Below are 12,669 nucleotides of genomic sequence, written 5' to 3' on the forward strand. Positions count from 1 at the left end.
GTCACCCCTGCCAGCTCATGAGAGACGCCGAGATGCCTGTCGAGTCCGTCTTCCCACGCCTGGAAGCGCTTCTCCCGCACGTCCAGAAGCCCATCCAGTACGTCGGCGGAGAGCTCAACTCCACCGTCAAGGACTGGGACGAATGTGACGTCCGCTGGGCGCTCATGTACCCGGACGCCTACGAGGTGGGGCTGCCCAACCAGGGCGTCATGATCCTCTACGAGGTCCTGAACGAGCGCGAGGGCGTCCTCGCCGAGCGCACGTACAGCGTCTGGCCGGACCTCGAAGAACTGATGCGGGAGCACAAGGTCCCGCAGTTCACCGTGGACAGCCACCGCCCCGTCGGCGCCTTCGACGTGTTCGGGCTCAGCTTCTCCACGGAGCTCGGCTACACGAACATGCTCACGGCCCTGGACCTCGCGGGCATCCCGCTGGAGTCCAAGGACCGCGGCATCGACGACCCGATCGTCCTGGCCGGCGGCCACGCGGCCTTCAACCCCGAGCCGATCGCTCAGTTCATCGACTGCGCGGTCATCGGCGACGGCGAGCAGGCCGTGCTCGACATGACCGCGATCATCCGCGACTGGAAGGCCGAGGGCCGCCCCGGCGGCCGCGAGGAAGTCCTCTTCCGGCTCGCGCGCACCGGTTCGGTCTACGTCCCCGGGTTCTACGACGTCGAGTACCTCCCGGACGGGCGCATCGGCCGCGTCGTGCCGAACAAGTCCGGTGTCCCGTGGCGCGTGTCCAAGCACACCGTCATGGACCTGGACGAGTGGCCCTACCCCAAGCAGCCCCTCGTGCCGCTCGCGGAGACCGTCCACGAGCGCATGTCCGTGGAGATCTTCCGCGGCTGCACCCGCGGCTGCCGCTTCTGCCAGGCCGGCATGATCACGCGCCCCGTGCGGGAGCGAAGCATCACCGGCATCGGCGACATGGTGGAGAAGGGCCTCAAGGCCACCGGCTTCGAAGAGGTCGGTCTGCTCTCCCTGTCCTCCGCGGACCACACGGAGATCGCGGACGTCGCCAAGGGCCTCGCGGACCGGTACGAGGAAGACAAGATCGGCCTCTCCCTGCCCTCGACCCGCGTCGACGCCTTCAACATCGACCTGGCGAACGAGCTGACGAGGAACGGCCGCCGCTCGGGCCTCACGTTCGCCCCCGAGGGTGGCAGCGAGCGGATGCGGAAGGTCATCAACAAGATGGTCTCCGAAGAGGACCTGATCCGCACCGTCGCGACCGCGTACGGCAATGGCTGGCGCCAGGTCAAGCTGTACTTCATGCTCGGCCTGCCCACCGAGACCGACGAGGACGTCCTGCAGATCGCGGACATGGCGGCCAACGTCATCGCCAAGGGCCGTGAGGTCGCGGGCAACGACATCCGCTGCACGGTCTCCATCGGCGGCTTCGTGCCCAAGCCGCACACGCCCTTCCAGTGGGCCCCGCAGCTGTCGGCCGAGGAGACGGACGCCCGTCTCACGAAGCTCCGCGACAAGATCCGCGGCGACAAGAAGTACGGCCGCTCGATCGGCTTCCGCTACCACGACGGCAAGCCCGGCATCGTCGAGGGCCTGCTCTCGCGCGGTGACCGCCGCATCGGCTCCGTCATCCGCGCGGTGTACGAGGACGGCGGCCGCTTCGACGGCTGGCGCGAGCACTTCAGCTACGACCGCTGGATGGCCTGCGCCGAGAAGACGCTGCCCGCCTTCGGCGTGGACGTCGACTGGTACACGACGCGTGAGCGCACGTACGAGGAGGTCCTGCCCTGGGACCACCTGGACTCCGGTCTCGACAAGGACTGGCTCTGGGACGACTGGCAGGACTCGCTCGACGAGACCGAGGTCGAGGACTGCCGCTGGACCCCGTGCTTCGACTGCGGCGTGTGCCCGCAGATGCAGACCGAGATCCAGATCGGCCCGACCGGCAAGAAGCTCCTTCCGCTGTCGGTCGTGAAGTAGATGGCGCGGCCGGGGCCGGTGGCCGGAGCGGGTCCTCGACTCGTCCCGCCCACCGGCCTCGTGCATCTCTCCTTCGTCGCCGCGATGGAGGAGTTCCGCGCCGAGGGCCGCGGCGGCGAGGACGACGACACGACGCTCGGCCAGACCCTGCGTGACTACGGCGACAAGTGGCACGACCCCGCGGTCTTCGAGCGGTACGTCGCCGAGGTCAGCGCCGCCGTGCATCCCGCCGAGCCGTTCTCCGTCCCCGTGACGACCCTCTGGTACGCGGACGGCGCCGACTACTTCGGCCGGCTCGCCATCCGGCACAACGTCAACACGCGCTTCCTGCGCGAGTACGGCGGCCACATCGGCTACGACGTACGCCCCACCGCCCGCCGCCGCGGCCACGCCACGGCCATGCTGATCGGCGCCCTGCCGTACGCACGCGCGCTGGACATTCCCTCGGTCCTGGTCACCTGCGACACCGACAACACCGGTTCGCGCAAGGTGATCGAGGGCGCGGGCGGCACCTTCGAGGACGAACGCGGCGGAAAGCTGCGTTACTGGATCCCGACCGGCGCCTGACCGAACCACATCCCGCCCTTGACGCGTCTAGGACGGCATGGACCTGGAAAAGCGGCCCCCGCTGCCCGCACCGCAAGCCCCACCGCAGGCCCCGCAGCAGGCCGAGGGCTGTCTGGCCGTGGCGATCCGCATCCCGGTGCGGATCGTCGTCCTCGTGCTCGTCGTCCCGGTGCGCCTGGTGTGGGACGCCCTGGCCGTCTGCGGCCGCTTCGTGTACCTCAGGGGCCTGCGGCCCGTGGGGCGCGCGCTGGCGTGGCTGGGGCGGACGCTGATCGTGACGCCGCTGAGCTGGCTGATGGAGTACGTCATCACGCCGGTCGCGCTTGGCATCACCACCGTCGCGACGTGGCTGCTCAAGGCCGTGTTCGTGTGGCCGTGGGTGGGGCTGTGGCGGTACGTGGTCGTGCCGGTCGGCAAGGGCCTCGCGTGGCTGGGGCGAGTGCTGGTCGTGATCCCCGCCGTGTGGCTCTACGCCGCCGTCCTCACTCCCATCGGGCACGCGATCGCCTGGCTCGCGCGGGGCATCGCCGCGGTGGCGGCGGTGGCCGGGCGTGGCATCGGCGCCGGTGCGATGTGGCTGCTCAAGGCCGTGTTCGTGTGGCCGTGGGTGGGGCTGTGGCGGTACGTGGTCGTGCCGGTCGGAAAGGGGCTCGCGTGGCTCGGCCGGGTGCTTGTCGTGATCCCCGCCGTGTGGCTCTACACCACCGTCCTCACCCCCGTCGGGCACGCAATCGCCTGGCTGGCCAAGGGTGTTGGGGCGGGCATCGCCTGGACGGTCCGCGGGATCGGGGCCGTGCTCGGCGCCCTGGGGCGCTGGATCTTCGTCGTGCCTGCCGTCGCCCTGTGGCGCTGGGTGCTCGCACCCATTGGCCGGGGCATCGCGGTCGTCGCGCGCGAGGTCGGCGCCGCGTTCGGACACGCCTGGCGTATCGCCGGGTACGTCTCGCTCGCCGTGGGCCGCTTCCTCGGCAGGCTCCTGCGGTGGCTCTTCGTCGACCCGGTGCGCTGGGCGTACCGGGTGATCCTCACTCCGGTGGGGCACGCGGTGCGTGACGGCGTCTGGCGGCCCGCGGCCAAGGCCGTGAAGGACGCGGGCCGCGCCACCCGGCAGGCCCTGGCAGCCGCCCGCCAGAGCGTGCGGGACGCCCGTGCCGACGTACGCCGCATGCTGTTCGGGGCGCCGAAGGGACAGGTGCCGGTGGGGGCGGTCCCGAGGGAACCCGCACCGGTCCCGGTGGCCCGGCGGGAACCGGACACGGCCATGGCACGTACTCTAGGTAGCAGTACGACCGCACTCACGAAGGACTAGAACACTGGGCAAGCGACAGCCCGAAGGCCCGCCGCCCGCTCCCGCGGTGCAGCGCATCCGACTGCGTTACACCAAGCGCGGCCGCCTCCGGTTCACCAGCCACCGTGACTTCCAGCGCGCCTTCGAGCGGGCGCTGCGCCGCGCCGAGGTGCCCATGGCGTACTCGGCGGGGTTCACACCGCACCCGAAGGTGTCGTACGCCAATGCCGCACCCACCGGCACGGGCAGTGAGGCCGAGTACCTGGAGATCGCGCTCACCGAGCCGCGTGACCCCGACAAGCTGCGCGAGCTGCTCGACGAGTCGATGCCCACCGGCCTCGACATCATCGACGCCGTCGTGTCCCGCACCTCGGGACTCGCCGACCGGCTCACCGCTTCCATCTGGGAGCTGCGCCTGAACGGCGTCGAGCCCGCGGACGCGCAGCGTGCCGCCGAGGCCTTCCGGGCCGCGGAGACCGTCGAGGTCCAGCGCCGCACGAAGAACGGCATGCGGACCTTCGACGCCCGCGAGGCCGTCGTGAGCCTTGAGGCCCTGGCCTCTGACGAGGCACTCAGCCACGACGCTGATAGGCCGACCGGCCAGCCCTGTGCGATACTGCGGCTGGTTGTTCGGCACGTGACACCTGCCGTACGACCCGACGACGTCCTGTCCGGTCTCCGAGCTGTGGCCGACCTGGCGCCGCCGGTCCCCGCAGCGGTGACCAGGCTGGCGCAGGGGCTTCTTGACGACGAGACCGGCACGGTGACCGACCCGCTCGCGCCCGACCGCGAGGCAGCCACGACCCCATCTGAGAACCACGGGGCCGCCGCAGCCACCGCGAAGGCGCCGGCGCAGGAAGGTCCCGCGTAGGGACGAGCGTCGAAGCGCCGCCCTGGTACTCGGGAGCCACCTGGGTCGGGCAGCGCACTGACCGAGACTTTCGCCAGGCCGTCCGCATTTGGGCGTACGGAACCGGCGAGACAGACACATAGAGCTCCCGTGCGGCGCCCACGCCCCCGGATGGCGGCCCCGCGTAGGTGAGCGAGGGCCGCGGACATCACCGGACCAGGCGCGGCGCCCGGGAGCGTGACGGGAGAACCGCCCGCATGCATGAGCCGAACGAACCCACTGAGGGCTCGGACAACAACACGCCCAGCGACACCCTGCCGCCGCGCCGCAGGCGCCGTGCGGCGTCGCGGCCCGCGGGTCCGCCCGTGGGCGCCACCGAAGCCGCGGCTCCGGCCATACCGGCCACCCCCGCCGCCGAAGAGCCCGCCAAGGCCGTGACTCCGGAGCCCGCAGCGGCCGAGGAAGCCGCTCCCGCGCCGCGCCGCCGCCGCGCTACCCGCCGCGCCTCGGCCCCGGCCGGTGCGCCGCAGGGTGCCGAGGCCACCGCCGAGACGCCCGCCGAGACTCCGGCCGCCGAGCCCGCCGCCGCCGTGGCCGAGGCCGAGGAGGCCGCTCCCGCGCCGCGTCGCCGCCGCGCCACCCGCCGCGCCTCCGCTCCGGCCGGTGCGCCGCAGGGTGCCGAGGCCGCCCCCGAGACGCCCGTGGCCGCCGAGCCCGCCGCCGAGGAGCCTGCCGCCGAGGCTGCGCCCGAGGCGCAGCCGGAGTCCGGCGACGCCGCCCCGCGCCGTGCCCGCCGCCGCGCGACCCGTGGCTCGTCCGCGCCCGCCGCCGAGACGCAGGCCGCCGAGCAGGCCCCCGCCGCCGAGCCGAAGGCCGACGCCGCGCCCGCCGAGGTCAAGCAGGCCCCCGAGCCGGAGGCCGCCGAAGAGGACGCGCCCAGCGGCCGCCGTCCCCGCCGTGCCACCCGCAAGGCCGCCGCCGGATTCTCGGCGCCCGCCCCTGCCCGTGCCCGCAAGGCGCGTGCCGGTGACAGCGAGGAGGGTTCCGGGAGGAAGCCGCGCCCCGCCGTCGCCGTCTTCCAGGCGCCGGTGTTCGCCGCGCCGATGTTCCAGACCCCCGAGAGCGCCGCTGCCGCTGCCGCCGCCGAAGCGGCCGACGAGCCCGCCGAAGAGGTCGAGGCCGAGCCCGTGGCCGCCGCCCCCGTGGCGGAGGAGGAGACGGGTCCGCGCCGTCGCCGTCGCCGTGGCCGGGCCTCCGAGGAGCAGCCCGCCGCCGAGCGCGAGCCCGCAAAGGCCGCCCCGCAGCCCGCCGAGGCAGAGGTCCCCGAGGCCGAAGAGGCCGAGGACGTCGCCGAGGACAGCGACAACGACAACGACGAGTCCGACGACTCCGGTGAGCGCCACGGCCGCCGTCGCCGTCGTGGTGGCCGTCGCCGCCGCCGCGGTGAGTCCGCCGACGACTCCGGCGACCAGCAGGACGCGGACGCCGAGGCGGACTCCGACACGGACGCCGCCGAGCAGGACGCCGAGCCGGCCGCGGAGGACTCCGACGAGGACGCCGACGACAACGGCTCGGGCTCCGGCTCCAGCAGCAGCCGTCGCCGTCGTCGCCGCCGTCGCCGCGCCGGTGACTCCGGTGAGGCCGAGAGCACGTCGGACGGCGACCCGGAGCGTACGGTCGTCAAGGTCCGCGAGCCGCGCAAGAAGGAAGAGCGCGAGCTCGGCACGGGCGTCGACGAGGTCACGTCCATCAAGGGCTCGACCCGCCTCGAGGCCAAGAAGCAGCGCCGCCGCGAGGGCCGCGAGCAGGGCCGCCGCCGCGTCCCGATCATCACCGAGGCCGAGTTCCTGGCGCGCCGCGAGGCCGTCGAGCGGGTGATGGTCGTCCGCCAGAACGGCGAGCGCACCCAGATCGGCGTCCTCGAGGACAACGTGCTCGTCGAGCACTACGTCAACAAGGAGCAGGCCACCTCGTACGTCGGCAACGTCTACCTGGGCAAGGTCCAGAACGTGCTGCCGTCCATGGAGGCCGCCTTCATCGACATCGGCAAGGGCCGCAACGCGGTCCTGTACGCCGGTGAGGTCAACTTCGAGGCGCTCGGGATGGCCAACGGCCCCCGTCGCATCGAGTCCGCCCTGAAGTCGGGCCAGTCGGTCCTCGTGCAGGTCACGAAGGACCCGATCGGTCACAAGGGCGCCCGCCTGACCAGCCAGGTCTCGCTGCCCGGCCGCTACCTGGTCTACGTGCCCGAGGGCTCGATGACCGGCATCAGCCGCAAGCTGCCCGACACCGAGCGCGCGCGTCTGAAGACCATCCTCAAGAAGATCGTCCCCGAGGACGCGGGCGTCATCGTGCGCACCGCCGCCGAGGGCGCGAGCGAGGACGAGCTGCGCCGTGACGTCGAGCGTCTGCAGCAGCAGTGGGAAGACATCCAGAAGAAGTCGAAGGCGGCCTCGACGAGCGCGCCTGGCCTGCTGTACGGCGAGCCGGACATGACCGTCCGTGTCGTCCGCGACATCTTCAACGAGGACTTCTCGAAGGTCATCGTCAGCGGCGACGACGCCTGGGAGACCATCCACGGATACGTCTCCCATGTCGCCCCCGACCTGGCCGACCGCCTGCAGCGCTGGACCTCCGAGGTCGACGTCTTCGCGACGTACCGCATCGACGAGCAGCTGATGAAGGCGCTCGACCGCAAGGTCTGGCTGCCCAGCGGCGGTTCGCTGGTGATCGACAAGACCGAGGCGATGATCGTCGTCGACGTCAACACCGGGAAGTTCACCGGTCAGGGCGGCAACCTCGAAGAGACCGTCACGAGGAACAACCTCGAGGCGGCCGAGGAGATCGTGCGCCAGCTGCGGCTGCGCGACCTCGGCGGCATCGTCGTCATCGACTTCATCGACATGGTCCTGGAGTCCAACCGCGACCTGGTCCTGCGCCGGCTGCTCGAATGCCTGGGCCGTGACCGCACGAAGCACCAGGTGGCCGAGGTCACCTCGCTGGGCCTCGTGCAGATGACCCGTAAGCGGGTCGGCCAGGGCCTCCTGGAGTCCTTCTCCGAGACCTGCGTCCACTGCAACGGCCGCGGCGTGATCGTGCACATGGAGCAGCCGACCTCCGCCGGTGGCGGCGGCAAGCGCAAGAAGCGCGGCCGCGGTGGCTCCGAGCAGGGTCAGGAGCACACGCACGAGCACGACCACGAGGTCACGGACGAGACCGACACCGAGACCGAGGCAGAGGTCGCCGCGGAGGCCGCCGCTCCCGTGGCGCTTCCCGAGCCGGAGTTCGTGCCGGACGAGGAGCTCTACAGCAGCGCGTCCGAGGCGGAGGCCGCGGCGTCCCGCGGTGGCCGTTCGCGCCGTAGGGCGACCCGTCGGGCCTCGGCTCCGGCCGGCGCCCCGAAGACGGAGACCGCGCCGAAGGCGGAGAAGCGGTCCAGGTCCCGCAAGGCCGCCACGGCCGAGGACGAGGCACCGGTGGTCGAGGCCCCCGTGGTCGAGACCCCGGCCGCCGCGGAGGACCCGGTCGTCGAGGTGGCCCCCGAGGCACCCGCGGACGACGCGGCCCCCAAGGGGCGCACGCGCCGTCGTGCGACCCGTAAGGCGACGTCGCCCGCCGGTTCGCCGAAGAGCGCGGAGAGCGCCGAGCCGCAGGCCGCCGAGGTGATCGTCGCCGAGGCGCCCAAGGCGGAGCCCGTCGCCGAGCCCGTGGCCGCCGAGCCGGTGGCCTCCGACACGGCTCCGGCCGACGCCGCTCCGGCCCGTCCGCGCCGCCGTGCGGTCCGCAAGGCCACCGCGCCGACCGCGTCCGAGGATGCGGCCGTCCTGGTCGTCCCGTCGGCCGAGAAGGCCGCACAGGCCCCGGAGAAGGCCACCGAGCAGGCAGCGGAGCAGCCCGAGGCCGGGGAAGCCGCTCCGGCCAAGAAGACGGCGCGTAAGACCGCCGCCAAGAAGGCGCCCGCGAAGAAGGCGGCCGCCAAGAAGACCGCGGCCAAGAAGACGACGGCCAAGAAGACGACGGCCAAGAAGGCGTCGAAGACCACGAAGAAGACCGCCGCGGCGGAGCAGGCGCCGTCCGGCGTCAAGGCCTCCGCGGCCGACGAGGGCTGACCCCCTCCTTCGTAGTCCGTACATATGACCGGGTGCCCCCGGCATGGTGATCTGGCCATGCCGGGGGCACCTCTCTGTTGGAACACCGAGATGTATTTGTAAAACTCATGCGGTTGGTGAAAGAGCACACGCGCGTGGCGTTCGGGAGACGCCGCGTGCGTGTAAGGGAGGGGTCGCACGATGGCGCACGGTCGCCTGAGGGGCACGGGACGTCACCGTGCCGTGAAACAGATCAAGGGCGGACGCCAGGCGGTCGCCCTGGCCACGGTCCTGTCGGCGGCGGGGATCCAGACCGTCACGGCGATGGGGACGGCGACGGCCGACGGGGAGCCGCCGCTGGTCGAGGCGCCGCTCTTCAACGACCCGCTGGGCACCCCCGAGCAGCAGCACGCGATCAGGACCCGGCTGATCGAGCTGACGAACGCCGCGGTGCCAGGATCGACCATCAAGGTCGCCGTCTACCACGTGTGGGAGGCCTCGGTCGTCGACGCGCTCGTGGCGGCCAAGAACCGCGGTGTGCGCGTACAGATGGTCCTGGACGAGACCAGCAGGAGCGACCGCCCCGCGAACACCTCGTACGGCAGGCTCGCCGCCGCGCTCGGCACCGACAAGAACAAGCCGTCCTTCGTGACGCTCTGCCCGACCGGCAAGTCCTGCCTCGGTGATCCCCGGTACGGCAAGTCGATCATGCACAACAAGTTCTGGCTGTTCTCGCAGGTCGAGGGGGCCAGGGACGTCGTCGTGCAGACCACGTCGAACTCGACGCCCTCCGCCCACACGAAGTTCTACAACGACGCGCTGCAGCTCCCGAACAACCCGACGATGTACGACGCGTACGCCGACTACTTCGCCGACATGATCCGCAAGGACTGGCGGAACTGGGACTACCGCACGGTGAGCGACGGCCTCTACAAGGCGTACTTCTTCCCGCGCTCCGGCACGGTCAACGAGACCGACACCATGTACTCGGTCCTGAACAACGTGCAGTGCAACTACAAGGACGCGGCGGGGGTGGCCCGGCACACCAACATCCGCGCCTCGATCTTCAAGATCACCCGCAAGCAGATCGCCGACAAGCTCGTCTCGCTCAAGAAGGCGGGCTGCACCGTCAGCATCGTCTACGCCGAGACCGACAGCGCCAAGAGCCAGGGCGGCACCCCGGGCACCTGGGAGGCCCTGCACAAGTCGGGCGGGCCCACCGTGCGCTGCTTCAACGACGACCGGGACCCGCTGCACCCCGGGACCAAGCTCGTGACGCCCTACATCATCCACTCGAAGTACCTGCTCATCGACGGCAAGTACGACGGCAAGCAGAACAAGCTCTCCTTCACCGGCTCGCAGAACTACACGGCGCCCGCGCTGCGCGAGAACGACGAGGCGATCGTGAAGGTCGACGACGACTCCGTGCACGACGCGTACCGCGGCCACTTCGACCGGGTGCGGACGATCGCCTGGCCGGGCAAGGCCGACAGCACCGACCTGTGCAAGGGCGTCAAGCCGCTGCCGCCGGACGGCGAGAAGCCGGTTTGACCCTTGTGGCCCAGCCCCGTAATCTTGACCGTCGGCGTGTCACTGGACATGTCCTACCCCTGTAAACCTGATTTCCTTCCGGCGCCCCCGGCGCTCGGAAGAGGCCGACCGTGCATCTGGACGGACGGCTGGACTGCGGGGGTCCCGTTCCGAGCGAGAGAGAGATCCGCGTGTACGCCATCGTGCGCAGCGGTGGTCGCCAGCACAAGGTTGCTGTCGACGACATCGTTGAGGTTGACAAGATTTCCACTGCCAAGGTTGGCGACACGGTCGAGCTCTCGACCCTGCTCGTTGTCGACGGTGACGCCGTGACGAGCGACCCGTGGGTGCTTGCCGGCATCAAGGTCACGGCCGAGGTCGTGGACCACCACAAGGGCGCGAAGATCGACATCCTTCGCTACAAGAACAAGACCGGCTACCGCCGTCGCCAGGGTCACCGCCAGCAGTACACGGCGATCAAGGTCACCGGTATCCCCACGGCTGCGAAGTAAGGGACTGAGACAAGATGGCACACAAGAAGGGCGCATCGTCCACTCGGAACGGGCGCGATTCCAATGCTCAGCGGCTCGGCGTGAAGCGCTTCGGCGGTCAGACCGTCAACGCCGGTGAGATCCTGGTCCGCCAGCGTGGCACCCACTTCCACCCCGGCGCGAGCGTCGGCCGTGGCAAGGACGACACGCTGTTCGCGCTGGCCGCCGGTGCGGTCGAGTTCGGCACGCACCGTGGCCGCAAGGTCGTGAACATCGTTCCGGTCGCCTGAATCAGGCTTCCGTAGAACAGGTTCTTCGCGAGGGCGGACCTCACTTCCCTGTCGGGAAGCGGGTCCGCCCTTCGCGTGTTACACCTAGGGGCATTTCGCCCCTGACATTTCGTAAAGTTTCTGGAGGCACATCCCATGACCACCTTCGTGGACCGCGTCGAGCTGCATGTCGCCGCGGGTAGCGGGGGCCACGGCTGTGCCTCCGTCCACCGTGAGAAGTTCAAGCCGCTCGGCGGCCCGGACGGCGGCAACGGCGGCCGTGGCGGTGACGTGATCCTGGTCGTCGACCAGTCGGTCACGACACTCCTCGACTACCACCACTCCCCGCACCGCAAGGCCACCAACGGCGCTCCCGGCGCCGGTGACAACCGCTCCGGCAAGGACGGCCAGGACCTGGTCCTGCCCGTCCCGGACGGCACCGTCATCCTCGACAAGCAGGGCAACGTCCTGGCCGACCTGGTCGGCGAGGGCACCACGTACGTCGCCTCGCAGGGTGGCCGCGGCGGCCTCGGCAACGCGGCGCTGGCCTCGGCCCGCCGCAAGGCCCCTGGCTTCGCGCTGCTCGGTGAGCCGGGCGACGCGGGCGATGTCGTCCTGGAGCTGAAGACCGTCGCCGACGTCGCCCTCGTGGGCTACCCGAGCGCCGGCAAGTCCTCGCTGATCTCGGTCCTGAGCGCCGCCAAGCCGAAGATCGCGGACTACCCCTTCACGACGCTGGTCCCCAACCTCGGTGTGGTGACGGCCGGTTCGACCGTCTACACCATCGCCGACGTACCGGGCCTGATCCCGGGCGCCAGCCAGGGCAAGGGCCTCGGCCTGGAGTTCCTGCGCCACGTCGAGCGGTGCAGCGTCCTGGTGCACGTCCTGGACACGGCGACCCTCGAGTCCGACCGTGACCCCGTCTCCGACCTCGACATCATCGAGGCCGAGCTGCGTGAGTACGGCGCAGGCCTGGAGAACCGCCCGCGCGTCGTCGTCCTCAACAAGATCGACGTACCGGACGGCCAGGACCTGGCCGACCTGGTCCGCCCCGACCTGGAGGCCCGCGGCTACCGCGTCTTCGAGGTGTCGGCCGTGGCGCACAAGGGGCTCAAGGAGCTCTCCTTCGCGCTCGCCGAGGTCGTGGCCGCGGCGCGTGCCGCGAAGCCCAAGGAGGAGGCGACCCGTATCGTCATCCGGCCCAAGGCCGTGGACGACGCGGGCTTCACCGTCAAGCTCGGCGACGACGGCATCTACCGCGTGCGCGGCGAGAAGCCCGAGCGCTGGGTGCGCCAGACCGACTTCAACAACGACGAGGCCGTCGGCTACCTCGCGGACCGCCTCAACCGCCTCGGCGTCGAGGAAGAGCTGATGAAGGCGGGCGCCCGCACGGGCGACGGCGTCGCCATCGGCCCCGAGGACAACGCGGTCGTCTTCGACTGGGAGCCCACGGTCATGGCCGGCGCGGAGATGCTGGGCCGGCGTGGCGAGGACCACCGCCTCGAGGCGCCCCGCCCCGCGGCGCAGCGCCGCAGGGACCGGGACTCGGAGCGGGACGAGGCGGAGAAGGCGTACGACGACTTCGAACCGTTCTAGGCGGGGGCGCCCTGGACAGCAAGAGAAGGGCCCCG

The 12,669-nt window shown here is 71.2% G+C and carries 9 protein-coding genes; all 9 read left to right on the top strand.

Annotated elements, in window-relative coordinates; genetic code table 11:
- Positions 1-32: 32 nt before the first annotated feature.
- The 9 genes from AB0M70_RS06565 to obgE all read left to right on the top strand — a co-directional run bounded on the left by AB0M70_RS06565 (position 33) and on the right by obgE (position 12,634).
- A complete protein-coding gene (locus AB0M70_RS06565) occupies positions 33-1,955 on the top strand; it encodes a TIGR03960 family B12-binding radical SAM protein (protein ID WP_365817003.1) in 1,923 nt (640 codons plus the stop codon).
- Between the two features lie 84 nt (positions 1,956-2,039).
- A complete protein-coding gene (locus AB0M70_RS06570) occupies positions 2,040-2,522 on the top strand; it encodes a GNAT family N-acetyltransferase (RefSeq protein WP_365817584.1) in 483 nt (160 codons plus the stop codon).
- 37 nt (positions 2,523-2,559) lie between these two features.
- Entirely contained in the window at positions 2,560-3,831 is a 1,272-nt protein-coding gene (locus tag AB0M70_RS06575) for a hypothetical protein (protein WP_365817006.1), read from the top strand.
- Between the two features lie 46 nt (positions 3,832-3,877).
- Positions 3,878-4,681 carry a TIGR03936 family radical SAM-associated protein gene (locus tag AB0M70_RS06580; protein WP_365817008.1) on the top strand — a complete coding sequence of 268 codons (804 nt, stop codon included), beginning with the start codon at positions 3,878-3,880 and terminating at the stop codon, positions 4,679-4,681.
- Positions 4,682-4,917: 236 nt separating this feature from the next.
- Entirely contained in the window at positions 4,918-8,769 is a 3,852-nt protein-coding gene (locus AB0M70_RS06585; RefSeq protein ID WP_365817010.1) for an Rne/Rng family ribonuclease, read from the top strand.
- 222 nt (positions 8,770-8,991) lie between these two features.
- On the top strand, positions 8,992-10,299 hold the full coding sequence (locus AB0M70_RS06590) for a phospholipase D-like domain-containing protein (protein WP_365817012.1): 1,308 nt from the start codon (positions 8,992-8,994) through the stop codon (positions 10,297-10,299).
- A gap of 170 nt (positions 10,300-10,469) precedes the next feature.
- Entirely contained in the window at positions 10,470-10,790 is a 321-nt protein-coding gene (gene rplU, locus AB0M70_RS06595) for a 50S ribosomal protein L21 (RefSeq protein WP_363211177.1), read from the top strand.
- A gap of 14 nt (positions 10,791-10,804) precedes the next feature.
- Entirely contained in the window at positions 10,805-11,059 is a 255-nt protein-coding gene (gene rpmA / locus AB0M70_RS06600) for a 50S ribosomal protein L27 (RefSeq protein WP_148013939.1), read from the top strand.
- 135 nt (positions 11,060-11,194) lie between these two features.
- Positions 11,195-12,634: a GTPase ObgE gene (gene obgE / locus AB0M70_RS06605; protein WP_365817015.1), complete on the top strand. Its 1,440-nt coding sequence runs from the start codon at positions 11,195-11,197 to the stop codon at positions 12,632-12,634.
- Positions 12,635-12,669 lie beyond the last annotated feature (35 nt).

Source organism: Streptomyces sp. NPDC051214 (assembly GCF_040682375.1).
Taxonomy (GTDB): domain Bacteria; phylum Actinomycetota; class Actinomycetes; order Streptomycetales; family Streptomycetaceae; genus Streptomyces.